Annotated in this window: 18 protein-coding genes; 9 read left to right on the top strand and 9 right to left on the bottom strand. The window is 63.7% G+C overall.

All coding sequences use genetic code 11. The features are described 5' to 3' along the window. Nucleotides 1-19 precede the first annotated feature (19 nt). The 7 genes from rodA to JFN91_RS12960 all read right to left on the bottom strand — a co-directional run bounded on the left by rodA (nt 20) and on the right by JFN91_RS12960 (nt 6,574). Nucleotides 20-1,120, bottom strand: coding sequence for a rod shape-determining protein RodA (gene rodA, locus JFN91_RS12990; RefSeq protein WP_199389620.1), 1,101 nt, complete (start codon nt 1,118-1,120; stop codon nt 20-22). Nucleotides 1,121-1,332: 212 nt separating this feature from the next. Continuing rightward, nucleotides 1,333-3,240, bottom strand: a complete 1,908-nt coding sequence (mrdA, locus tag JFN91_RS12985) for a penicillin-binding protein 2 (RefSeq protein ID WP_199389619.1) — start codon at nt 3,238-3,240, stop codon at nt 1,333-1,335. Continuing rightward, nucleotides 3,237-3,719 carry a rod shape-determining protein MreD gene (mreD, locus tag JFN91_RS12980; protein ID WP_199389618.1) on the bottom strand — a complete coding sequence of 161 codons (483 nt, stop codon included), beginning with the start codon at nt 3,717-3,719 and terminating at the stop codon, nt 3,237-3,239. The genes mrdA and mreD overlap by 4 nt, the downstream gene beginning before the upstream one ends. A 24-nt stretch (nt 3,720-3,743) precedes the next feature. Beyond that, entirely contained in the window at nt 3,744-4,568 is an 825-nt protein-coding gene (mreC, locus tag JFN91_RS12975) for a rod shape-determining protein MreC (RefSeq protein WP_199389617.1), read from the bottom strand. A 117-nt stretch (nt 4,569-4,685) separates the two neighbouring features. Continuing rightward, nucleotides 4,686-5,174: a dTDP-4-dehydrorhamnose 3,5-epimerase family protein gene (locus JFN91_RS12970; RefSeq protein WP_199389616.1), complete on the bottom strand. Its 489-nt coding sequence runs from the start codon at nt 5,172-5,174 to the stop codon at nt 4,686-4,688. Then, the gene (gene rfbA / locus JFN91_RS12965) at nt 5,175-6,077 is read right to left on the bottom strand and encodes a glucose-1-phosphate thymidylyltransferase RfbA (RefSeq protein ID WP_199389615.1); all 903 of its coding nucleotides are present in this window, start codon (nt 6,075-6,077) and stop codon (nt 5,175-5,177) included. 122 nt (nt 6,078-6,199) lie between these two features. Beyond that, the gene (locus tag JFN91_RS12960) at nt 6,200-6,574 is read right to left on the bottom strand and encodes a hypothetical protein (RefSeq protein ID WP_199389614.1); all 375 of its coding nucleotides are present in this window, start codon (nt 6,572-6,574) and stop codon (nt 6,200-6,202) included. A 245-nt stretch (nt 6,575-6,819) separates the two neighbouring features. On the opposite strand from JFN91_RS12960, the gene sfsA reads away from it, so the two are divergent. The 3 genes from sfsA to JFN91_RS12945 all read left to right on the top strand — a co-directional run bounded on the left by sfsA (nt 6,820) and on the right by JFN91_RS12945 (nt 8,574). Then, nucleotides 6,820-7,515: a DNA/RNA nuclease SfsA gene (sfsA, locus tag JFN91_RS12955; protein ID WP_199389613.1), complete on the top strand. Its 696-nt coding sequence runs from the start codon at nt 6,820-6,822 to the stop codon at nt 7,513-7,515. Nucleotides 7,516-7,571: 56 nt separating this feature from the next. Continuing rightward, on the top strand, nt 7,572-8,027 hold the full coding sequence (locus tag JFN91_RS12950) for a hypothetical protein (RefSeq protein ID WP_199389612.1): 456 nt from the start codon (nt 7,572-7,574) through the stop codon (nt 8,025-8,027). 103 nt (nt 8,028-8,130) lie between these two features. Beyond that, nucleotides 8,131-8,574 carry an ATP-binding protein gene (locus JFN91_RS12945; protein ID WP_199389611.1) on the top strand — a complete coding sequence of 148 codons (444 nt, stop codon included), beginning with the start codon at nt 8,131-8,133 and terminating at the stop codon, nt 8,572-8,574. 74 nt (nt 8,575-8,648) lie between these two features. On the opposite strand, the gene JFN91_RS12940 is transcribed toward JFN91_RS12945, so the two are convergent. Both JFN91_RS12940 and nudC read right to left on the bottom strand, forming a co-directional pair. Next, nucleotides 8,649-12,110, bottom strand: coding sequence for a DEAD/DEAH box helicase (locus JFN91_RS12940; RefSeq protein ID WP_236015124.1), 3,462 nt, complete (start codon nt 12,108-12,110; stop codon nt 8,649-8,651). A gap of 328 nt (nt 12,111-12,438) precedes the next feature. Continuing rightward, a complete protein-coding gene (nudC, locus tag JFN91_RS12935; protein WP_199389610.1) occupies nt 12,439-13,290 on the bottom strand; it encodes an NAD(+) diphosphatase in 852 nt (283 codons plus the stop codon). 172 nt (nt 13,291-13,462) lie between these two features. On the opposite strand from nudC, the gene JFN91_RS12930 reads away from it, so the two are divergent. The 6 genes from JFN91_RS12930 (at nt 13,463) to JFN91_RS12905 (ending at nt 23,676) form a co-directional block, all read left to right on the top strand. Next, a complete protein-coding gene (locus JFN91_RS12930) occupies nt 13,463-14,491 on the top strand; it encodes an agmatine deiminase family protein (protein WP_199389609.1) in 1,029 nt (342 codons plus the stop codon). Between the two features lie 155 nt (nt 14,492-14,646). After that, nucleotides 14,647-15,528: a carbon-nitrogen hydrolase gene (locus tag JFN91_RS12925; protein WP_328746964.1), complete on the top strand. Its 882-nt coding sequence runs from the start codon at nt 14,647-14,649 to the stop codon at nt 15,526-15,528. A 192-nt stretch (nt 15,529-15,720) separates the two neighbouring features. Further along, nucleotides 15,721-19,845: an SNF2-related protein gene (locus tag JFN91_RS12920; RefSeq protein ID WP_199389608.1), complete on the top strand. Its 4,125-nt coding sequence runs from the start codon at nt 15,721-15,723 to the stop codon at nt 19,843-19,845. Between the two features lie 118 nt (nt 19,846-19,963). Then, nucleotides 19,964-21,646: a diguanylate cyclase gene (locus tag JFN91_RS12915; RefSeq protein ID WP_199389607.1), complete on the top strand. Its 1,683-nt coding sequence runs from the start codon at nt 19,964-19,966 to the stop codon at nt 21,644-21,646. Nucleotides 21,647-22,024: 378 nt separating this feature from the next. Beyond that, the gene (locus JFN91_RS12910) at nt 22,025-22,408 is read left to right on the top strand and encodes a hypothetical protein (protein WP_199389606.1); all 384 of its coding nucleotides are present in this window, start codon (nt 22,025-22,027) and stop codon (nt 22,406-22,408) included. Between the two features lie 20 nt (nt 22,409-22,428). After that, nucleotides 22,429-23,676, top strand: coding sequence for an MFS transporter (locus tag JFN91_RS12905; protein ID WP_199389605.1), 1,248 nt, complete (start codon nt 22,429-22,431; stop codon nt 23,674-23,676). Nucleotides 23,677-23,704: the final 28 nt, after the last annotated feature.

The raw sequence follows: 23,704 nt of genomic DNA, 5'->3' as shown, positions 1-23,704 counted from the left end.
GGGGAAGGCCCGGCGGTGTTTAGAACATGAAGCGCCGCATGCTGATGTTGAGCAGGATGCCGACGCCGACCATCGAGGTGACCATCGAGGTCCCGCCGTAGGAGAAGAAGGGAAGCGGCACCCCGACCACCGGCATCAGGCCGATCACCATACCCATGTTGATGGCGATGTGCCAGAACAGCATGGCGGTGACGCCGACGGCGAGCAGGGAGCCGAAGCGGTCGTTGCACTTCTTGGCAATGCCCAGCCCCCACAGGATCAGGAACAGGTACAGGGTGAGTATGAGCAGGCAACCCAAGAAGCCCCATTCCTCTGCGAAGACCGAGAAGGCGAAGTCGGTGTGCTGCTCGGGCAAAAAGCGCAGCTGGGACTGGGTCCCCTGCATGAACCCCTTGCCGAAGGTGGCGCCGGAGCCGACGGCGATCTTACTCTGGATGATGTGGTAGCCGCTCCCGAGCGGGTCGAGGTCCGGGTTCAGGAAGTTGTAGATGCGCTTTTTCTGGTAATCGTGGAGCAGGAACTGCCAGGCGATGACCACGGTAGGGACCGCGGCGGCGAAGATGGTTCCCAGCGCCGACCAGCGCACCCCCACGAAGAGGAGCATGGTGCCGGCTATAAGGGAGACGAGGATGGCGGTGCCCAGGTCGGGCTGCTTCATGATCAGCACGGCCGGGATGCCCAAGAGCAGCAGCGGCTGCACCAGTTCCTTGAGGGTGAGCCCCTTGAAGACAGGGTAGCGGCTGAAGAACCGGGCGAAGGTCATGATGATGACGATCTTCATCGGCTCGGAGGGCTGCATGTTGAAAAAGCCCAGGCTGATCCAGCGGGTGGCGCCCATGGTGGTCTTGCCGGCCACCAGCACCAGGACAAGCAGCACCAGCACGCCGCCGTAGAGCCAGTAGGCAAAGTCCTCCAGCATGTGGTAGTCGAGGCTGCAGACGGTAAGGCACAGCCCAAGACCGGCCACGATCCAGTAGAGCTGCTTCAGGTAATAGGGCGTGCCGATGTCGCGGTACGAGGACGAGGCGCTGTATATGTTGATCACCCCGAAGGCGGTGATGAGCAGCACCACCCCAAGCAGGGTCCAGTCGAAGTTGGTGAATAGCCGTCTGTCGAACATCTCTTCCTCGTTGTGCTATCCGCGGCGTTGTCTTCCGCAGGTGAAAGTCCCACTTTGGTGTAAGTCCACCTTTTGCAAAGGGGGATTCAGGGGGATTTGATTTCGGGTGGGAGAAGCAAATCCCCCCTGTCCCCCTTTTGCAAAGGGGGGAACGTAAGGACACCTGATATCCTCAAAGCTTGGTAGCGGAACGCGTCCGCTACTCGGTCAGGCTATTGCTGCGCCGGTGTCGTGGTGTCGGGCTCGGCAACCCCTTCGCCCCCTTCCTCTTCCTTGGGGACGGCCTTGGGAACGGGTTTCTTGATGACCCCTTTCCCTTCGAAGTAGGAGCGCAGGATCTTGCCGGCCACCGGCGCCGCTGCGGAACCGCCGTGTTCGCCGTGCTCGACGATGACCGCAACCGCGATCTCCGGCTTGTCAAAGGGCGCAAAGGAGACGAACAGCGCATGATCCCGGAAGCGGTACGGCACGCCCCCTTTGCTGTCGCGCAGCTTGACCACCTGGGACGAACCGGTCTTGCCGGCCACCTTGACCTCCCACAGCCGCGCGCTGCCGCCGGTGCCGTGGGCCTCGTTGACGACGGCCAGCAGCCCTTCCTTGACGAAACGGTACGTCGCCGGCTTCAGGCCGGCCTTGCTCAGCACCTGCGGCGCGAAGTCCTGCAGCACCTTGCCGTCGGAATCGACCACGCGCTTGACGAGATGCGGGCGGTAGATGGTCCCTTCGTTGGCTACGGTTGCGATCATGGAAGCAAGCTGTACCGGCGTGGTCAGCACGTACCCCTGGCCGATGCCGACCGGGAGGGTCTCGCCGGAATACCACTTCTTGCCGAAGCGCTTGAGCTTCCACTCCTGGGTCGGGATCACCCCGCCCTTCTCGCTCTCAAGGCCGATGCCGAGCGGCGCGCCGAGGCCAAAGCGCTTGGCGTACTTGGCGATCCGGTCCACGCCCAGGCGTTCGGCGAGCTTGTAGTAGTAGACGTCGCAGGATTCCCGAAGCGACTTCTTCAGGTCGACCGAGCCGTGCCCCTTGTGGTCCCAGCAGCGGAAGGTGGCGTTGCCGAACTTGTAGGAACCGGTGCACTGGATGGTGGTGTGCTCGTCGATGAGCCCTTCCTCCAGGCCGGCTATGGCCGTGATGATCTTGAAGGTGGAGCCGGGAGGGTACATCCCCTTGAGCGCCTTGTTCTCCAGGGGGTGGCGCTCGTCCTCCAGGTACTTCTTCCAGACTTCAGGCGGCATACGGCCGGTGAAATGGGCCGGGTCGAAGTCGGGGCTGGAGACGAAGGCGAGGATTTCGCCGGTGTTGACATCCATGGCCACGGCGGCGCCCGCCTGGTCCCCCAGGGCCTGTTCAGCCGCCTTCTGCATCTCCAGGTCGATGGTCAGCATGACCGTGTTGCCGACGCTGGAGCCGGTCTCGGCCACGGTACGCAGGAAGCGGCCGCGCGCATCGACCTCGATCTGGCGCCCGCCGTCGGTGCCGTGCAGGTAGTTTTCCCAGGACCGCTCGATGCCGCTCTTGCCGACGTAGTCGCCGGCGTTGTAGTCGCGGTAACGCTCGGTGTTCAACTCGTCCTCGGAGACCTCGCCCAGGTATCCCAGGAGGTGCGAGGCGAGCGAACCGTTGCTGTAGGCGCGAATCGGCTTCATCTCGATGTTGACCCCGGAGAGGGCGAGCCGGTTTTCCTCGAGGAATTCCATCTGGTCGCGGGTGATACCGGAGGCAACCACCAGGGGATAGTACTTGGCCCTCCCCTGCCCCTTGTTCCACTTGGTCTCGATCTCGGTCCGGTCCAGGTTGAGGTAATGCGACAGGTTGTCGATCAGCTGTTCCTTGTTTTTCACGTCCTGCGGGATGACCGCCACCGAGAACGAGGGGGTGTTGGAAACCAGCACCTTACCGTTACGGTCCAGGATGGCGCCGCGGGGGGCGGCCACCGGGACGAAGCGGAGCCGGTTGTTCTCGGACTGGTCGATCAGGTCCTCGGCGCTGATCACCTGCAGATACCAGAGCCTGGCCAAAAGCAGGAAGAAGACGGCGCAGGCGCCCAATGAGAGGCCGATGATGCGGCGGCCGCCCCCGTCGTCGTCGGGAAGGATGTTGTTGAGGGCCTTCATCGCGCCTCCTCGACCGGGAGCCTCACCCCCGAAAGCAGCGAGGCGACCAGTGCGTTGATCAGCGCCTGCGGCAAAAGCGCAGGCAAAAGCGAGGCGTACAGGCCGTTACCGACCGAGAAGACCAGGAGCAGCAAAAGGTTCAAGAGTGCACTCATGATAGTGGCGATAAAGACAACCAGCACGAACAGGGCGCGGTTGTCGGTGTAGAGACGGTCGGCGAGTTCCGACAAAAGGGTGTAGATGCAGAGATAGGAGAAGACGTGCAGCCCCAGGTAAATGCCGCTGAAGCTGTCCTGCAAAAGCCCCAGGGCAAAGACCGCCACCCCGGCGAAACGGTGCGGCAGCTTGAGCCCCAGGTACACCACCAGGATGATGATCAGGTTGGGCTGGAAGGGATCCAGCAGATACCTGGGGAGGAGCGTCATCTGCAGCAGCAGGGCGGCTATGACGATGGCGGCTATTTTGAGATAGGCGATCACTGGGCTGACCCGTGTTGAAGAAATCTATTCATCGCGCTGTTTGACCAGTACCAGCGCCTCTTCCAGCTTGCCGATGTTGACCAGCGGGCGGACCTCGATGGTCTGGAACACACCGTACTCGCCCTTTTTCACCATGGTGACCTCCCCGATGGGGAGCCCCTTCGGGAAAACGCCGCCGATGCCGGAGCTGATCACGGTATCGCCGACCTTGACGTCCTCGTCCTTCACGGTGAATTCCAGCGAGCAGCGTCCGCCGCCGGCGCCACGTACCACGCCCCGGGCGCGGGAGCGCTGGACGATGGCGGCGACGGCGCTGGCGTGGTCGGTGAGCAAGAGCACCCGGGACGAGTGCGGCGCTACCTTCACCAGGCGCCCCACCACCCCGCCTATGGCCACCACCGGCATCCCTTCCTGAAGGCCATCGGCGCTGCCGCGATCCACCACCAGGGTCTTGAACCAGGCCGAGCTGTCCTCGCCGATCACGGAAACAGCCAGGGAGGGCAACGCGATGCCCTCCTTCAGGTCGAGGAGCTCTTTGAGTCGCATGTTGGCGGCGACCGCCTCGTTGTCCGCGATGATGCGCGCGTTCAGCCGCTTCACGCTCTTTCTGAGTTCGATGTTCTCACGACGCACATCGATCAGGTCGATGTAGTTGTTCCAGATGTCGCTGAAAAATCCCGTGGCGCTGGCGGCGGAACCTGCCACCGGAGCGGTGATGCCCATCACGGTACGCTCCACGGGATTGGCGTGATCCTTATTCCTCAGGTTCAGGGCGTAGGTCAGGAAGGCCGTCAGCAACAGCAGGGCGGTCATCAGGAAACGCCGGTAGCGGATCAGAAGGTTTTTCATCGGCCTCAAAAATGGTTAGGGGGCACTGTGCCCCCTATCGAAAAAATGACGATGCTAATCACAAAACAATGATGTTGCGGGCAGGGGGACAGGCACCTTACGGAGCCAGCCCCCTTGTCAATCCAGCTGGTAAGGCGAGTCCACCAGCTCCTCGTGGCGTATCTCATCCACCGGTTCTTTCTTGCCCTGCCCCGCAAAGAGGCGGTTGGGGGCGTTGAAGACGATGCCGTTCTCGGTGCCGATGTTGCGGTAGGCATGCACGACGCCCGGGGGAACCACCACGACGGACGGGGCGTCCACCCCGGCGTACAGGACCTGCTTCACGCCGAAGGTCGGGGAGCCGGCCCGGGTGTCCCAGAGGTAGACCTTGAAATTGGAGGGGCCCAGGAAGCAGAAGTAGTCGGTCTGCTCGACATGCTCGTGCGGCCCGCGGGCCACGCCCGGCTGGGTCATCGAGATGTAGGACATGACCGGCATGATCTCGGGCTCAACCTCGTCGGAGCGGAACAGCTCGCTGAGCCATCCCCTCTCGTCCAGGAATTTCTTGAGCGGCTTGCAGGTTACGTCGTGGATGCGCCCCTTGGAGAATTGCTGTACCGCGCTCATTTAATGGCTACCTCCGCCGCAAAGTTCGGTCTCGTTGTAAACCCGCTGCAGGTAGTCGCGGTACGAAGACTTCGGTGTTTCATCTATGACCTTGGCCATCGCCTTGCAATCGAGATAGCCCATGCGCAGCGCGATCTCTTCGAGGCAGGCGATCTTCAGCCCCTGGCGGGCCTCCAGCGTCCCGATGAAGTGGGAGGCCTCGAGCAGGCTTTGGTGCGTGCCGGTGTCGAGCCAGGCGATGCCGCGCCCCAGGCGCTCCACCATCAGTTCGCCGCGCACCAGGTATTCCCTGTTGATGTCGGTGATCTCCAGTTCCCCGCGCGGCGACGGCTTGAGCGCCTTGGCGATTGCGACCACGCGCGAGTCGTACAGGTAGAGACCGGGCACGGCGTAGTTGGACTTGGGCGCCGTCGGTTTCTCCACGATATCGAGCACGCGGCCATCCTTGTCGAACTCGACCACGCCGTAACGCTCGGGGTCCTGCACGTAATAGCCAAAGATCTTGGCGCCGGTACGGAACTCCGCGACCAGCCGGTCCAGTTCCATCTTGCCGTAGAAGATGTTGTCGCCGAGGATGAGGCAGACCGGGTCACCATTGATGAACTCTTCGCCGATGATAAAGGCCTGGGCGATTCCCTTGGGCTCCGGCTGCACCGCGTAGCTCAGGCGGATACCCCAACGCGAGCCGTCGCCCAAAAGGGACTCGAAGCGGGGAGTGTCCTGCGGAGTGGAGATGATCAGGATGTCCGAGATGCCGGCCATCATCAGGGTAGCCAGCGGGTAATAGATCATCGGCTTGTCGTACACCGGCTGCAACTGCTTGCTCGCCACCATGGTCAGTGGGTAGAGCCTGCTCCCGGCTCCGCCGGCCAGCAGAATTCCCTTCTTAATGCCTTGCGTCATGTCGCCCTTTCCACAGCAAAAAATCACATTAACAAAAGGATTTTACTACCACACCGTCGTGCCCTGCGTCAAACACATTATCCCGGCAAGTAGCGCCCCTTCGGGTCAGTCACCTGCAGCGCCTACAGCAGGCGGTCCTTGAGCCCCTGGTCGATGAAGCTCTCTTCGATCGCCTCGCGAACCCAGGGTTCCTTGCAGCGGGCCAGCACGACGGCCGCCCCTTCGGCAATGGCCGGAACCTGGCTCCAAAGCGCGTTCCTGAGGGAGCGCAGGCGCCGGGGGTCCGGATTCTTCACGCCGACCAGTTCGCGGCAGGACTGGCACAGAAGCGCCAGGTTCTCTTCGGTAGGCTCCTGATCCGGCTGGTATTCCCAGAGCCGGAGTTCCTGGTCCCCTTCGCACCATTCGCAGCGAAAGCCCGCCCTCTTGCTGACCGTCTTGCCCAACAGTTGCACGGCCGCAAGATGCTCGCGGTTTTGCTGTGCCCCTTTCGCCATCGGTAGTCCTCCCTGCCGCGGCCTCAGGCCACGGGCGATCCAGCACCTGAGTTTAGCAGAATGGCTAACCAGATCAATAGTTTTCTCAACCTGGCGCCGGTGAGCCGCAACCAATTCTAACTGGACAGCAGCCGCCCCTTGCGGGTAAAGTCTGCCCCCGGGCGACAACGGCCAACTTTAAGGGGACCGGCACCTGGCGGAGCCAACCCCCACGACGCAGCAACACAGACCGGAAAGGATACAGCATGAAACTGCCGCAACCGCTCTACCAGGGGACCCTGATCCGCCGCTATCAACGCTTTCTCGCCGACGTGGAACTCGACGACGGCACCGTGGTCACCGCACACACCCCCAACACCGGGAGCATGATGGGGTGCGCACTCCCCGGCAACCGCGTCCTGCTCTCGGTGAGCGGCAATCCGGGCCGAAAATATCCGCACAGCTGGGAACTGGTGCACGCCGACGGCGTATGGGTCGGCATCAACACCATGCTCCCCAACCTCCTGGCCCGGGAGGCGATCCTCAACGGCACCATCACCGAACTGGCCGGCTACGCCAGCATCAAGCTGGAGGTCCCCTACGGCACCGGGAGCAGGATCGACCTCCTTCTCTCCGGCGAGCGCGGCCTGTGCTACGTGGAGACCAAGAACGTGACCCTGGTGCGGGAGCGCTGCGCCCTCTTTCCCGACGCGGTCAGCACCCGGGGACAGAAGCACCTGCGCGAACTCATGGAGATGGTGCGCCAGGGGCATCGCGCCGTGAACCTGTTCGTGGTGCAGCGCGGCGACGGCGACGCCCTCTCCCCGGCCGACGCCATCGATCCGGCCTACGGTGCCCTGTTGCGGGAGGCGGCCCAGGCGGGAGTGGAGCTGCTCGCCTACCAGGCCAGCGTCACCGAGAGCGAGGTGCGCCTCAGCCATTCGGTGCCGGTACTCCTGTAGGTCATTGACATCCTTGGGAAGGACGCTAAAGTTATAGGCGCTGCCCGGGGGGACCAATGAGAACACCGAAACTCACCATCTTCGCCAAGCAGGCCGGCGTCGAAATAGCTCCCAGCGAGAAGAGGCAAAACGGCAAGCCCGAGGAGGGGCGCGTCGCCTTCCGGTTCTTCCGGCTCGCCACCGGCCAGCCCCACATCCGCTTCGTGGCGGAACCGTGCGAGGCGTTCGAGGTCGCCAGGAAGATCACGGCACTGCAGGCATCGGGAGGCAAGGCGACCTTCACCCATCGCTTCGAGTCGGCGGAAGGGGAGACCGTGACCAAGCTGAACGTGGAGAGCTACCAGCGTAACGGCAAGCAGGGGTACGCCTTTTCCATACAGCGCGGCGACGAAAGCATCAATGTGCCGGCGCCGGAAGGTGAATTCCTCTTCGCCGCAGAATTTCTGAAACAGCTTTCCGTAGCGCAGTCCTGGGTCGCCTGGACCGAACCGGAGGCGCACAAGCAGGAATAGAAGAAAAACCCGACCCGACGGGAGCAAAAAGCGCCGTCTGACCGGGAAAGGATGACATCGAAGCGACCCAAGCCACCGGGGCAACGGCCGAAAGCGGGACAGCGTGATCAATAAACCGAGCAAGACCCTCTATCTCAGCATCGAAAGCAGGCTGTGCGACGTGGCCCTGGTGGGGCACGCGGTGCGCGGCGTCTGCACCTGTTCCCCTCTCAAGGCGGAAGCCTACGGCGAGATGGAAGTATGCGTCGTGGAAGCTCTCAACAACGCCATCACCCATGCCTACAAGCGCCAGGAAGGTTACCGCGTCGACACCGCCATCACCCTGCACCACGACCGCATCTCTTTCGAGGTCACCGACGAAGGGAACGCAATGGAGGAGTTCGCCCCGCGCAGCCTTGAGTTCGATCCGGAGGTCATCGGATCGATCCCGGAGAACGGCATGGGGCTCTTCATCATCGAGACCCTGATGGACGAGGTGAGCTACAGCTCAAAAAACGGCAGGAACACCCTCTACTTCTGCAGGTACTTTACCCAGCCCCAGGCCTAGACTCCCGGCCGCATAGCCGCTCAGTGTAAGGGGGACAGGCACCTGCGGAGCCAGTCCCCTTCAAGCCCCAGCCCCTAGCCCTGCCCCAGCAGGAACTCGAAATCCTCCCGCCCGATAGCCACGGCACCCTCGTTTTCCGCGTCCTCGAGAAGCGCCCGGTACAGCTTGAGCTTGCGCTTCTTCAGCTCCATCATCTTCTCCTCGATCGAGTGCCGCATCAGCAGCCTGGTGATGGTCACCTGGCGCTTCTGACCGATCCGGTGGGCGCGGTCCGACGCCTGGCTCTCCACCGCCGGGTTCCACCAGGGGTCGAGATGGAAGACATAGGAGGCGCGGGTAAGGTTGAGCCCCCTCCCCCCGGCCTTCAGGCTCAGCAGGAACACGCCGGGCTCGCTGGAATCCTGGAAATTCTGCACCAGTTCCTTCCTGCGGGACACCGGGGTGGTGCCGTCCAGCCTCGAAGAGACGATGCCGCGCTGGCTGAGTCCCTGCTGAACGATGTCCAGAAAGGAGGTGAACTGAGAGAACACCAGCACGCTGTGCCCTTCCGCGAAGAGTTCGTGCAACTGCTCGACCAGGAAATCCACCTTCGGCGAACGATCGGCGGCATCGGGGAGGATCAGCCGCGAGCAGAGACAGATCTGGCGCAGCTTGAGGATGGCGGTGAGGGCGATGATGCGGGCCTGGCCGGCGGAGTTGGAGCTGTAGGCGCGCGCCACCGTCTCCCGGACCTCGGTCACGGTGCGGGCGTAGAGGGCTTTCTGGCGCGGGCTCATCTCCAGGTAGATGTCGGTCTCCACCTTGGGCGGGAGCTCGGCCGCGATCATGTCCTTGGAGCGCCTGAGGATGAAGGGGTGAGTGCGCCGGATCAGGGTCTCGAGGAATTCCGTTCCCTCGCGCCCCATCTGCCGGCGGAACTGCTCGTAGGGACCCAGGAGGCCCGGGAGAGCCAGGTCCATCACGGAAAAGTATTCGCCCAGGTGATTCTCCACCGGGGTGCCGGTCAGGGTGACCTTGAACCTCCCCTTCAGTTTGCGCACCGCGCCCGTGGTTTCCGCGTGGATGTTCTTCACCGCCTGTGCCTCGTCGAAGACGATGACGTGGAAGGGGATCTCGCTCAGGATCTCGATGTCGCGCTGGATGACCCCGTAGCTGGTGAGGACCAGGTCGACCCCGGAGAAGTCGGCGCGGCGCCCCTGGCCGCGGTAGACGCCCACCTTGAGGCCGGGATAGAAACGGGCCAGTTCGCTCTCCCAGTTAAAGATCAGCGTCGGGGGGACCACCACCAGGTGCGGCACGTCGGCCGGCAGTTGGGATTCGATGCCCCCCTCTTTCAGCCCGGCCAGGAGCGCGATGGCCTGGATGGTCTTGCCCAGGCCCATGTCGTCGGCGAGGCAGGCGCCGAAGCGGTGCTCGTACAAAAAGGCGAGCCAGCTGTACCCTTCGAGTTGGTAGTTGCGCAGGGTGGCCTTCAGTTCGGCGGGAGGGGAGCGCCGGGGGATGCTCTCGAAGCGGGTCAGGCTTTCAAAGATGCGCTCGTCCTCCGGAGAGAGGAGCACCCGGACCCCGTTTCTGCGCAGCGTGATCCAGTCGAGGATCTGCAGGCGCGGCACCCGCACCACCTCGCGCTTGGCGTGCGGTGCGAACAGGGCCAGGGTACTTGAGGTCATCGGGTCGAGCACGAATATGGAGTCACCCCTGCGGAAGACGCCTCCCCCCTGCAACGCGTCCAGAAGTTCCGCTTCGTCGACCAGTTCGCCGTCGGCGCGAATCTCGGGGCGCAGTTCGAACCAGTCGATGCTGGAGCGGGTGGCATCCAGGGTGAAGGTCCAGGAGGCGGTCTGCAGGTCCTCGCCGGCCAGGGCCAGCGCGAACCCTTCCCCGGCCAGCGCGCTCTTCAGCTCCGAAAGTTGGCGCATCAGTGTTTTGCGCTCCAGGGCGAAACGCCCCACTCCATCGGACTGCCAGAAGATGTCGAAGCCGAAATGCTCGGCCAGTAGCTCGAGAAGCCGCCCCTGGCGCTCGACGGCAACGGTCACGGCGAGCCATGCGCCCTCTTCGGAGAGCTGCAGCAACGTGGTCGGCTGCTGCGCCAGTTGGCAGAACTCGGTGATGACGCCCCTGGCATCGGCTCTGACCCCGCGCTTGTAGAACTCAGCCCCTTCCAGTGCCTGGCGCACCACCCGGTCCCGTTCACCCGGGCTCGCGGCACCCAGCGCTGCGAAGCAGGCCTTGATGATGGCGGCCACGCGTTTCTTGGCCTTGAGCGGCTGGGGGAAGACGGCACGCCCGGCGGCGTTGAAGAAGCGGAAAGCCGGGGGGGAGAGGGAGAAGGTGATGCCATCGGCAACGCCTTCGGCGGCCATGGCCGAGGTTTCCGCCAGCTCGAGGATGTTCAGCCGGTAGCGCGGTTCGAGCGGCAAAGGCGGGACGATCTCGCCGGACCGGGAAAAAACCACCCGGCGGGCCAGTTCATCCTGGCTGCCTCCGAAAATGAAATGAACGGCGTTGAATCGGGCGGCGGGAAAGCGGAGGATGCCGTATTCCGCCGAAGGCGCCAGCTCGGCAGGGGCGGCCTCCGGCGCAGCCTGCTCCGGCCCGGCCGCTTCGGACGGGGCCTCCTCTAACCGGACCAGATCGGCCCGCTCAGCCTGCGCCAGGCGCTGGGCCAGTTCGGCATGGAGGGACGAAGCGGTATCGTCCACCTTCTGGATCAAGCCGCGTCTAAGGTCGAAGTAGTACCCCTGGTGAATGAAGGATTCCTCTCCCTCGACGGCGGCGCCATCCTCCAGAGACAGCCTCGCGGCGACCTCCTCCCGGTGCAGGTCGAGGTGCAGCAAGACCGTGCGCTGCAGCGAGGGGTCGAAATAGAGCTGCTGGGGTCCGCCGGCACCCAGGTAAAGAATGGGGAACCGACCGCGGAAACGGGTCAGGAATTCCTCCACGGCACGTCCGCGCAGCGCCGAGGAATGCAACAGGCGTAGGAACTCGCGGATGGAGGCGGGCAGCGCAGCGTCGTAGAGGGCAACGGGGACCTGGTCCAGCATCAGGCGCATGCGCAAGCCGCCCATGTCCCGGTCCAGCACCAGCGCATAGCCCCCCTCGGTCACCGGCGCGCCTTCATCGCCGGCGGCACCCTGTGCCGGCGCGGCGGAGAGGACGGCGCGGATCCCCTGCAGGTAATCGTTGGGGAGTTGCAGCATGGGAAAAGACGCGGGCGCCAGCGCCTTTTTCACGGTAGCCAGCGCCGCGACCAGGTGGGGGCAGCGACCGTGGGGGCTCCAGGTGCCGCAGTCGCAGGCGCTGGAAAATTCACCCTGCACCAGGGAAAGGGTGACCCGGCAGGACACCTCGGCATCGCGGAGCTCGACCTCGAGGACGCTGCCGTCCTTGTGCCAGCTCAGCCCGCGGACCGGCTTTCTCTTGCACAGCTCGAAGCCGTTGAAGAGGTGCACCTTGTCCGCGAGTGCGTATATGCCCGCGGCAGGCATCTGGAACAGGTGCCGCAGCAGGGGGATGGCCGTGATGTCGATCAATTCGTCTTCTCCCGGAGGGTAAGCCAATAACGGACCGTTCAAGTTAGCAGAAACAGATGCCAAACACAACAGCACCATGCACGGTAACAGATTAAAACCCGGGAGCGAACAGTGGAATGAGGAAGGATAAGCGAAAGCGGGGCGGCCCAAAGGCCTAAGGAGTAAGAAGAAGGAGGTGGAACGGGCGTGAAGGGTGACTTTTCTCGGTAGGGCAATAAAAAATGGGGGACGGTCTCGATCCGCCCCCCTAAAAAGGAGACCCAGGAGTGTGTTCCGGGGTGTTAATTAAGCATATCGGCCAAACATCCCGAGACTTTAGTTATTTTCTTCACCGGGGCGAATTATTTAAAGCGAAGTTGTCGATGATATAGCGTGCGATGCTGCGCTTGGGGGGAAGCGCCGGCGGCATGCGCTCCCTGGTGAACCACTGGGCATCCTCGAGTTCTTCCGCCTCGACCGCGATCTCACCCGACTCGTAGCTCGCCACGAAGCCGGCCATGAGCTGGCTCGGGAAGGGCCAGTTCTGGCTCCCCACGTAACGGATGTCGGTGACCTTCAGCCCCGTCTCCTCGAATACCTCGCGCACGACGCACTCTTCCAGCGATTCCCCGAAGTCCACGAAGCCGGCCACCAGGCTGTAGCGCCCCGCCGCCCACTCCGGCTTGCGGGCCAGCAGGAACTCATCACCGCGCCGGATCAGCACGATGACGCAAGGGTGGATGTGCGGGTAATGCTCGTGACCGCAGCCGCCACAGCGCTTGCCCCAGGTGGGGGCGATGCGGATCATGTCCGAACTGCCACAGCGCGAGCAGTGCCGGCTCAACCTCTCCCAGTGCAGGATCTGCCTGGCAACGCCATACAGGGTCGCCAGCTGGTCCGGAAGCTCGGTCCAGGGGACAGCCTGCAGCCCCTGCGGAATATCGTCCCCCTTGGCCAGGCTGAATAGCCGCACCGGGTCACCGTCCCACTCGCCGAAACGAAGCGCCTGCCCGTTGTCGGCAAGCGGCGCGGGCAACTCGCCGCGGTGCAGGTCCCCCTCCCGCAGCAGGAGCGTGTCCCCCTGCAGTAAGACCCAGTATCCCGGGCCGTCGGTGCTGGAGGCGTCGGGCTTCAACTGGGTGAACCTGGTCCTGATGATCTCACCGTTGAACGGTAGGTTGACGGTCTCGGGGTAGGACATGCTTCTGCTCCTGTGGCGGGGTGGTTGCTGTGCTGGCGTGCATCATACAGGAACCGGCCGAGGAAGCAATCCCCCTTTTCTTTCAAAGCATTTAACTTGATTGGCTGCCCGGCCTATGCTACTTTTTTCGTTCGCCAATACCGGCCGCAGTGCGGCTTGAGCAGGAGATAAAGTGACTCAGAACAGAAGATTACCGGCAGAGTGGGAACTCCAGGACGGCGTGCTCATGGCATGGCCGCACGAAAACAGCGACTGGCTCCCCTACCTGGACCAGGTCCGCCCCGTCTTTGCCGCGATCGCGAGCGCCATCAGCCAGTTTGAACAGGTCGTCGTCGCCGCCGACGATACCGATCGGGTCCGCGAAGAACTCGAAGCGGCCGGAGCCGACCTGGAGCAGGTCCGCCTCCTCCCCGTCGACACCAACGACACCTGGGCCCGGGACTTCGGCCCGATCACCGTGTTGGAGGACGGCGCCCCGAGGCTCTTGAACTTCGGCTTCAACGGCTGGGGCCTCAAGTTCCCGTCCGACCTGGACAACCGCATCAACAAGTGTCTGCAGGGGCTGGGCGTGTGGAATGCTCCGCTGGAAACGGTCGGATTGATCCTCGAAGGCGGCAGCATCGAGAGCGACGGCAAAGGGACCATTCTCACCACCGAAGAATGCCTGATGAACGACAACCGCAACCCGCACCTGACCCGCGAGGAGCTGGAGGAGGAGCTGCACGGCCTGTTCGGCAGCGACCGCTTCCTGTGGTTGTCCAACGGGTATCTGGCCGGCGACGACACCGACTCCCACGTCGACACCCTGGCCCGCATCTGCCCGGACGACACCATAGCCTACGTAGCCTGCGACGATCCGGATGACGAGCACTACCCGGCGCTCAAGGCCATGGAGGACGAGGTTCTCGCCTTCCGCACCCGCAGCGGCCGACCGTACCGCGCCATCCCCCTCCCCTGGCCGAGCGCGGTATTCGACGACGAGGGGCAGAGACTGCCGGCGACCTACGCCAATTTCCTGGTGATCAACGGCGCCGTGCTGGTGCCGACCTACCAGGACAAGAACGACGCCGCCGCACTGGTTGCCGTCGGCGAGGCGTTTCCCGGGTACGAGATCATCGGCATCGATTGCCTCCCGCTCATCCTGCAGCACGGGTCGCTGCATTGCGTGACCATGCAGCTGCCCAAGGGGACGCTGAGGTAACAAGCCCCCTCTCGATGGGGGATACTGAGGCAGAGAACATCCCCTCCCCCGGAGGGGGAGGGCTAGGGAGGGGGCTTATTTCCCCCGACGGCTTCCCCCCCTCCCGGCCTCCCCCCTCCGGGGGGAGGAGCAGATACCAAATGACGGAGAAGACCATGAACAAACTGAAAGTAGCCCTTGTGCAGCAGGCCCTGAAACCGGGGCGTGACGAGATGGTGGCCGCCACCACTGCCAAAATCCGTGAGGCCGCCGCCCAGGGGGCACAACTGGTGCTGCTCCAGGAACTGCATACCGGCAGCTACTTCTGCCAGACCGAGGACACCGCCTGCTTCGACCTCGCCGAGACCATCCCCGGTCCCTCCACCGATCATTTCGGGGCGCTGGCCCGTGAACTGGGCGTCGTCATCGTGACCTCGCTCTTCGAGCGCCGCGCGCCGGGGTTGTACCACAACACGGCGGTGGTGCTGGAGAAGGACGGCTCGATCGCCGGCAAGTACCGCAAGATGCACATCCCCGACGACCCGGCCTTCTACGAGAAGTTCTACTTCACCCCCGGCGACCTCGGCTTCGAACCGATCCAGACCTCGGTCGGCAAGCTGGGCGTGCTGGTCTGCTGGGACCAGTGGTATCCGGAAGCGGCGCGCCTGATGGCGCTTGCCGGCGCCGACCTCCTCATCTACCCCACCGCCATCGGCTGGGACCCGCGCGACGAGGTCGCCGAGCAGCAGCGCCAGCTCGATGCCTGGGTTACCGTGCAGCGCGCCCACGCCGTCGCCAACGGCATCCCGGTGTGCAGCATCAACCGGGTCGGCTTCGAGGCGGACCCGAGCGGCGCCGGTGCCGGCATCAAGTTCTGGGGCTCCAGCTTCGCGGCCGGGCCGCAGGGAGAATTCCTGGTCCGCGCCGGCGAGGAAGAGGAGCTCCTCGTGGTCGATCTCGACATGCGCCGCAGCGAGGACGTGCGCCGCATCTGGCCGTTCTTGCGCGACCGCCGCATCGACGCCTACGGCGAACTGGTCAGGCGCTACCGGGATTAATCAACCACTACGCCCCCCTTACCCCCTTGCTCTCCCCCCTCACCCCCTGGGAGAGGGGCGGGGGTGAGGGCGCTGCAATAGGCGAGATGGTGCCTTGTGGCACCGCCCTCACCCGCCCTTCGGGCACCCTCTTCCACAGGGAGAGGGAATGTTACCAACATCCGTGCCTTTCCAGAGCATCCGAGGTTCCAGGTGACTCAGCCCAAACAACCACAGTCCCAACCGCATGACCTCCTGGCCCGCTGCACGCCGGAGCAGTCGGCGCTCATCCAGCTTCTCTCCGTCATCCACGCACCTCTTTCCAAGCACGTTCTCCTCAACATCGTCAAGAAAACAGGGCTTCCCGCACCTCCGGGACGGAGCTACACCGGCCTGGTCCTCGCCGAAATGCTGGAGGAACTGAAGAACCGGGACCTGGTCCGCCATACCGGCGAAGGGATCTCCTGCTCCCCCGAGGTGGCGCACGCGGCCACGCTGCAGGCGGTCGAGAGCGGCCGTTTCGAAACCATGGTGCGCACCATCCTCGCCGAAATCCCCATGGTCTCCAACTGGGGGAGCAACTTCTACCGGCTGTCGGCCCACGCCCTGCGCGATGTGCGCATCGGCGTCTACCGCAAGGACGTCCGTGCCGCTCTGGAAGCCGCGGAACGCTACCTGCGCCAGTTTCCCTACGAGGCCCAGCGCTGTCATCCCCTGGATGCGGTCTGCTTCCGCCCCTTCGACGAGACGTGGTTCCGCACTCTCCCCGTGATTTTGCAGGGGGCGGCGCTGGCGGCGCATCTCACCTTCGCACGGGAAACACTCACCGCGGCCGATGCACCGTTTCGCGTGCTCGCCGAACTCACCGCCCGTTCCGATTCACCCCCGTTCCTGCTCGACATGTACTGCCTGGAACTGTTATCCCGGGACCGAGCTGACGACGCCGAAGCCGCCGCGGCCGAGCGCTGCAGCTCCAACCAGATATCCGTGCTCGCATGCTGCGCGCTGCAGCGCGGCCAATACGACCGCTGCGTCGAGTTGTTCCGTGCCGCCCTGGTCGCCCTGCGCAAGGAGACCGGCAAGAGAAAGGCCTATTTCGACAACGGCACCGGCCCCTTCTTTATCCTGGCCCTCCTCGCCACGCAGGACCCGAAACAGCTCGACGAAGCTGCAGAACTGTGCAGTTTCATCGTCGCCAAAAGGGAGTGGCCGGACCAGGAGGTATACCACGTCCTCCAGGGGGTGATCGCGGAACGGCAGGGAGGGCGCAGCAGCAAGGAATTCCTGGAGGCGTCCCTGCAGCGCCCCGCCCAAAGTCCGCTGCACGCCCTGTTCCGACTGATGGCGCTGTACTGGTGCGCCAGCGATCAGCGCCCTGCCGAGGCACGTAAGCAGGCAACCCTGGTGCAGCGGCTAAAAGATTCCGGGCACAGCTGGCTTGCCCGCGAGATCGAGGCAACGGCTGCGGCGGATGCTGCGGAACCCGCCCCTGGCAAGGCGCCCATCCCCTTGTGCCGCGTCCTCGCCCCGGTCGAATCCTGGCAAAGCGCCATCTCAGCCCTGTTGCGCCTGAACGGCGACGAGGCGGTCGATGCGGAGGGGCCGCAGTCGCGCCTGATCTGGCACTTCGAGGAGTTGCGCGGCTTCTTCCAGATCACGCCCAGGGAACAGAAGCAGGCACCCACCGGCAAATGGAGCGCCGGGCGCAACGTGTCGTTCAAGCGGCTGGCGGAAGACGCCGAGAGCCTCGATTATCTCAGCGCCCAAGACCGGCTCATCTGCGCCTGTATCAAGAAGGAGCGCGGTTCCGGCTACTACAACCGCGAGAGCTACGTGCTGGACCAGGACCTGGCGGTGCCGCTCATGATCGGCCACCCGCAGGTCTACCTCGACGCCGCCGCTTCTGTTCGGCTTGAGCTGGTGCACGGCGAACCCGAACTGCAGCTGACCACCGAGGGAGAGTTCCTGCAGCTGCAGTTCTTCCCCCCTTTCCAGCAGGATCAGAAGCTCTATCTCCAGAAAGAGACCCCGACCAGGATCAAGGTGTACCAGGCCAAGGCCGAGTACAAGAAGATCGCCGCCATCATCGGCGCCGGCCTCAAGGTCCCTACCCCGGCCAAGAACCAGGTGCTGGCGGCGATCAATTCGCTGGCATCGGTACTAACGGTGCAGTCGGACATCGGCATCGACTCGGCGCAGCAGGTCCCGGGCGATGCCACGCCGCACTTCCACCTGCTCCCCTACCAGGCCGGCCTGCGGCTGCAGGTCCTGGTGCGCCCCTTCTCCGATGCCGGCCCCTACTTCCGACCGGGCACCGGCGGCGAGACCGTTCTGGCCGAGGTCCAGGGGAAACGGGTGCAGTGCAGGCGCGACCTGAAGCTCGAGGAGGAGCAGGCAGCAAGCGGACTGTCCCAGCTCACCGCGCTGGCGGAGAGCGACGAGAACGAGGGGGAGTGGCTGGTTCCCGGAACCGAGAGCGCGCTGGAGCTTTTAATGCAGCTGCAATCGCTGGGAGACACCGTCCGCGTCTCCTGGCCGCAGGGCGCACGTTTCAAGATAAAACAGATTGTTACCCCCGGGCAGTGCAAGCTTTCCGTGAGGCAGGCCAAGGACTATTTCGAGTTGGAAGGAGAGGTAAAGATCAACGAGGGGCTGGCGCTCGATCTGCGGCAACTGGTGGATTTGGCCCGCAGCGCTCACGGCCGTTTCGTGGAACTGGGCGACGGCGAATTCCTTGCCCTCTCCTCGCAGTTGCGGCGCTACCTGGACGACCTGGCTGCCTGTGCCGATCCCAGCGGCGCCGCCTTCCGGTTCCATCCCCTTGCCTCTTCCCTGTTCGAGGATTTCGCCGCCGCGGCCGGAGAATTCCGGGCCGACCGCTATTGGCGGGACCAGGTGCAGAGGCTGCGCGAGGCGGAGTCGTTTCGACCGCAGTTGCCGGCCACGTTGCAGGCGGAACTGCGCGGCTACCAGGTGGAAGGTTTCAACTGGCTGAACCGGCTTGCCTACTGGGGTGTGGGCGCCTGCCTCGCCGACGACATGGGACTCGGCAAAACGGTCCAGGCACTGGCCCAGGTCCTCAGCATGGCGCCGGAAGGTCCATCCCTGGTGGTCGCCCCGACCTCGGTCTGCCTGAATTGGGACAGCGAAGCCGCTCGCTTCGCGCCGACCTTGAATCGCATCGTATATGGCGGACCAAAACGGTCGGAACTGCTGCAGGGTCTCAAGCCGCTCGACCTGGTCATCTGCAGCTATGGGCTGCTGCAGCAGGACGCCGAGCTTTTAGAGGCGGTGCCCTGGCAGGCGATCGTCCTGGACGAGGCGCAGGCCATCAAGAACATGGCGACCAAGAGAAGCCAGGCCGCCATGAAGCTGCAGGGGAAATTCAAGATGGTCGCCACCGGCACCCCCATCGAGAACCACCTGGGCGAGCTCTGGAACGTGTTCCGCTTCATCAACCCGGGGCTGCTCGGCTCGCTGAAACAGTTCAACGTGAGGTACGCGTCCCCCATCGAGAAGAGCGAGGACAAGAAGGCGCGCCAGCGGCTCAAGAGGCTGATCCAGCCCTTCATCCTGCGCCGTACCAAGAACCAGGTGCTCGAGGAACTCCCCCCCCGGACCGAGATCACCATACCGGTAGAAATGGGCATGGAAGAAGCGGCACTCTACGAGGCGATCAGGAAGAGCGCACTGGACAACCTCGCCGGCATCGACAAGGTCGAGGGGAAGGCGGAACTGCACATAAAAATCCTGGCCGAGATCATGAGGCTGCGCCGCGCCTGCTGCAACCCGCGCCTGGTGCTCCCCGACAGCGTCATACCGAGCGCGAAGCTGGCCGCCTTCGCCGAGATCGTCGACGAACTCAGGGAAAACCGCCACAAGGCGCTGGTCTTCAGCCAGTTCGTGGGGCACCTGGAGATCATCCGGAACTACCTCGACCGCGCCGGCATCCCCTACCAGTACCTGGACGGCAGCACTCCTGCCCCGGAGCGCAAGGAGCGGGTCGATGCCTTCCAGTCCGGCTCGGGCGATCTGTTCCTGATCAGCCTCAAGGCAGGCGGCGTGGGGCTCAACCTGACCGCTGCCGACTACGTCATCCACATGGATCCCTGGTGGAACCCCGCGGTCGAGGACCAGGCTTCCGACCGGGCCCACCGCATCGGGCAGCAGCGCCCGGTCACCATCTACCGTCTGGTCGCCAAGGGGACCATCGAAGAGAAGATCGTCGGCTTGCACCAGCAAAAGCGCGGCCTCGCCGACAGTCTGCTCGACGAGAGCGATCTTTCAGGCAAGGTAACGGTCGAGGAACTCCTGGCGCTGTTGCGGATCGGCTCGTAGCTCGGGCGATAACAGCCTCGGCTGGTGCATACATCCATTTCACTTTGACTTCTTCCCATTCTCCCGCCATGGCCTATAATCAACGGGTCACCCTCCTGACTGTTAACAGGTATGCAACGTGAGTTATCTCAACCACTCTCACAAACGCCTTAGAACCATCGACCTCACTTTCTCGGCAGCCTTGCTGCTACTGACTGTGATGCTCGTTCTTTCCTACTTCATCAGGACGGAACTTGTCCAGACCAACGTGCTGACGCAACACACCTATGACGTCATCATGGCGGTCGACAACCTGAACAACTCGATGCTGCAGGCGGAAAGCAGCAGGCGCGGCTACATCCTCACCGGCAACGTACAGCAAAAATCCCGTTGCGAAATTTTTGCCCAGAGTGCACAGGAGAACCTGAACGAAGTAAAGGAACTGACCGGCGACAACCAGAGCCAGCAAAGGCGGCTAGTCAAACTCCAGGAAATGATCCAGCGGAAGATCACCATCTTCAAACTCTCCATTTCCCACTACGACAGGATGGGTTTCCGCGGCCCGGAGCAGGCTCAATTGACTGAAGAGGGTACCTCCCTCATGACCGCCATCCGCGCCGGAATCGACGAAATCAAGAGCCACGAGAAGACACTGCTGAGTGAGCGTCGCGCCCGCGAACGCACCACCCTCCTGATCCTCACCGTCGTAGTTCTGTCGGGTATCGTGATTGCCATCATCCTGCTGAGCCTCAGCTACTACATTGCGCGCCACGAGTCACGCAGTCACATTATCGTTGCCGGAGACCTGCAGGCTGCCAACAGGGACATCTCCGACCTGAGCAGCATGACCCAACTGCTGCAATCCTGCTCCAACTTCGAGGAGGCGCGCGGCATTCTCACCTGTTACGGCGAGAAGTTCTTCCCCAATGCCTCGGGGGGGATCTACCTGCTCAACCCGTCCAGGACGCTGATGACCGACGCCGCTGCCTGGGGGGCGGCCGACCGGAGACCGTTCACTCCCGACCAGTGCTGGGCCATGAGGCTCGGGCAGACGCACCTCAGTGCCGCTGCATCCGACGTCGAATGTCAACATGTCGAGATGGGAGACGCGTGGGCGCACCTGTGCATCCCGCTGGCCGCGCACCACGAAACCCTTGGAACGCTCCACCTTGGCTTCCCCCGCACTGAAGACACCGACCACCTGGAGAGGATCCGGCTGAAGGCGGCGGCTTTCGCAGAACAGGTCGCCCTCGCCGTGCGCAGCCTGCAACTGCGCGAGCAGTTGCGCGAGCTTTCCATCCGCGACCCACTGACCGCCCTGCTGAACCGGCGCCACATGGAAGAGTCGCTGCTGCGGGAGATCAGCCGCGCGACCAGGACCAGCCAGCCGCTCAGCGTGGTCATGCTCGACGTGGACCATTTCAAGAGCTTCAACGATACCTTCGGGCACGAAGCAGGCGACCATGTCCTGAAAGAAGTCGGCCAGCTGCTGCAGAAAAACGTGCGCGACAGTGACATAGCCTGCCGTTTCGGAGGCGAAGAGTTCACCCTGATACTTCCCGAGGCGGACTGTGACACAGCACTGGAGATCTGCGACCGTATCAGGAGCGCCGTAAAAGGGCTGCAACTGGCCATGGGAAGACAGCACCTGGGTCACGTCACCATCTCTGCAGGGATCGCGGTGTTTCCAGCCGACGGCGACACCATCCAGCAGTTGCTCGCCACGGCAGACGAGGCGCTGTACGAAGCAAAAGAACTGGGCCGCGACCGCGTCATAGCGAGTTGCACCGCCCCCGCAAGTCAGACCGAAGACCAGTCATAGCCAGACCGACCGCGCTCCCCGGGGACCGGCTCCGCTAGGTGCCTGTCCCCCTCCGCTCACGCCGAACCCTGGCGCCCCTACAGTGCCAGCGCATCTCCCATCTTTGATCTCGTTCCCAAGGTCCACCTTGGGAACGCAAAGCCTCTCCGAAGCTCCAACTCCCCTCAGATGCAAAGCTGGAGCTTTGCGCCATATGGGGTTCCCAAGCTGGAGCTTGGGAACCAGGAAATCCCCCTAAGTCCCCCTTTCACAAGGGGGACTTTCACTGGCGGAAGATTGTCACTAATCCGCATTGTCATTGACTTTGCAGTAGTCCCCGTTGTATTAAGAGCAAATTCTTAAGGGCATCCCATAGAGGATCTCATGCACATGGATCACATGCACACACATCGGCGCACGGAAGCAGGCCGTGCCGTGGCCCTGCTCCTCGCCTGCACCATGCTCGCGGGCTGCCTGCACCGACTCAACGACCCGCCCGCCTCCGGCAGCAAGTACTACCGCCCGCTCGGCTCGCAGCAATGCACCGGGGGCGGCAAGAGCCTCGCCGAACTTGAGCAGGAGCTCCGCAAGGCGGGGATCACCGTCCGCCGGGCCACCTGCGGCACGGACGGCAGAATGTATGCCACGGTCTGCGGCGCACCCGACGGGCGTATCGCCATTTTCGAGATCCCGCCCGGGCAAGCGGAGTCCGCTGCGGCCCTGGGCCTGCAACCGCTGGCCACCCTCCCCGACGCCGCCGAGGCACCCTGCCGTGAGCCGTAATCACAACACTGGAGACGCGCATGACTGAAACGAGCCAACATTCCGCGACCGCGTGGCGGCAGGTACTGGGCCTCCCGGTGATCGTGGCTGCACTGGGCTATTTTGTCGACATCTACGACCTGGTGCTGTTCAGCATCGTACGGGTGCCGAGTCTCAAGGGGATCGGACTGGCAGGACAGGAACTGATCGACCAGGGGGTGTTCCTGCTCAACATGCAGATGGCGGGCATGCTGCTGGGGGGGATCCTCTGGGGGATTCTCGGGGACCGCAAGGGGCGCCTGAAGATCATGTTCGGGTCCATCTTCATCTATTCGCTGGCCAACCTCGCCAACGCCACGGTGCACTCCATGGAGGCCTACGCCCTGCTCCGCTTCCTGGCCGGGGTCGGTCTGGCCGGCGAGTTGGGCGCAGGGATCACGCTGGTCTCCGAGGTGCTGCACCGCTCCATCAGGGGCTACGGCACCATGATCGTCGCAACGGTCGGCGTCTCAGGCGCCATCCTCGCCAACTTCGTTGCCAAGCAGTTCGACTGGCGCACCGCCTTCGTCATCGGCGGCGTCCTCGGACTGATGCTCCTGGTACTCAGGCTCAGCGTGGCCGAATCCGGAATGTTCAAGGGGATGGAGTCGCGCGAGATGCCCAAAGGGAACTTCCTGGCCCTGTTCACTTCGCGGGACCGTTTCGGGCGCTTCCTGCACTCGATCCTGATCGGTCTCCCGTCCTGGTTCGTGGTCGGAGTGCTGATCACCTTCTCCCCGGAATTCGCCAAGGTGCTCAAGGTGCAGGGGGCGGTGAGTGCGGGCAATGCAGTCATGTACTGCTACCTGGGCCTGGTCGGCGGGGACCTGGCCAGCGGGGTGCTGAGCCAGCTGCTGCAAAGCCGCAAGAAGGTGGTGCTCTTGTTCCTGCTCATCACCGTCGCCGCCGTCGCCGTCTACTTCAGTGCCGCGGGAGTGAGCGCCGGCGCCTTCTACGCCATCTGCTGCCTGCTCGGCTTCGGCATCGGCTACTGGGCCATCTTCGTCACCGTGGCGGCCGAGCAGTTCGGCACCAACCTGCGCGCAACCGTCGCCACCTCGGTGCCCAACTTCGTGCGCGGCATGACCATCCCCATCACCATGCTGTTCCAGGTGGCCCGCAAGAGCTTAGGCATCGAGACCGGCGCCGTCGTCGTCGGCGTGCTCACCCTGGTCATCGCCCTGTTCTCCCTGTCGCGGCTGCAGGAGACCTTCCACAAGGATCTCGACTACTTCGAGGAATTCATCTGAGCCAACCGGCGACAGACCAGGTTAGAAA

Source organism: Geomonas anaerohicana (genome assembly GCF_016458305.1).
Classification (GTDB): Bacteria; Desulfobacterota; Desulfuromonadia; order Geobacterales; family Geobacteraceae; genus Geomonas; species Geomonas anaerohicana.
This window is presented reverse-complemented; position numbering and strand designations above follow the sequence as displayed.

Bases quoted from the DNA above. Each gene is read 5' to 3' on its own strand.
- rodA (WP_199389620.1), bottom strand. From the start codon at position 1,120: ATGTTCGACAGACGGCTATTCACCAACTTCGACTGGACCCTGCTTGGG.
- mrdA (WP_199389619.1), bottom strand. From the start codon at position 3,240: ATGAAGGCCCTCAACAACATCCTTCCCGACGACGACGGGGGCGGCCGC.
- mreC (WP_199389617.1), bottom strand. From the start codon at position 4,568: ATGAAAAACCTTCTGATCCGCTACCGGCGTTTCCTGATGACCGCCCTG.
- JFN91_RS12970 (WP_199389616.1), bottom strand. From the start codon at position 5,174: ATGAGCGCGGTACAGCAATTCTCCAAGGGGCGCATCCACGACGTAACC.
- rfbA (WP_199389615.1), bottom strand. From the start codon at position 6,077: ATGACGCAAGGCATTAAGAAGGGAATTCTGCTGGCCGGCGGAGCCGGG.
- JFN91_RS12960 (WP_199389614.1), bottom strand. From the start codon at position 6,574: ATGGCGAAAGGGGCACAGCAAAACCGCGAGCATCTTGCGGCCGTGCAA.
- sfsA (WP_199389613.1), top strand. From the start codon at position 6,820: ATGAAACTGCCGCAACCGCTCTACCAGGGGACCCTGATCCGCCGCTAT.
- JFN91_RS12950 (WP_199389612.1), top strand. From the start codon at position 7,572: ATGAGAACACCGAAACTCACCATCTTCGCCAAGCAGGCCGGCGTCGAA.
- nudC (WP_199389610.1), bottom strand. From the start codon at position 13,290: ATGTCCTACCCCGAGACCGTCAACCTACCGTTCAACGGTGAGATCATC.
- JFN91_RS12925 (WP_328746964.1), top strand. From the start codon at position 14,647: ATGAACAAACTGAAAGTAGCCCTTGTGCAGCAGGCCCTGAAACCGGGG.
- JFN91_RS12910 (WP_199389606.1), top strand. From the start codon at position 22,025: ATGCACACACATCGGCGCACGGAAGCAGGCCGTGCCGTGGCCCTGCTC.
- JFN91_RS12905 (WP_199389605.1), top strand. From the start codon at position 22,429: ATGACTGAAACGAGCCAACATTCCGCGACCGCGTGGCGGCAGGTACTG.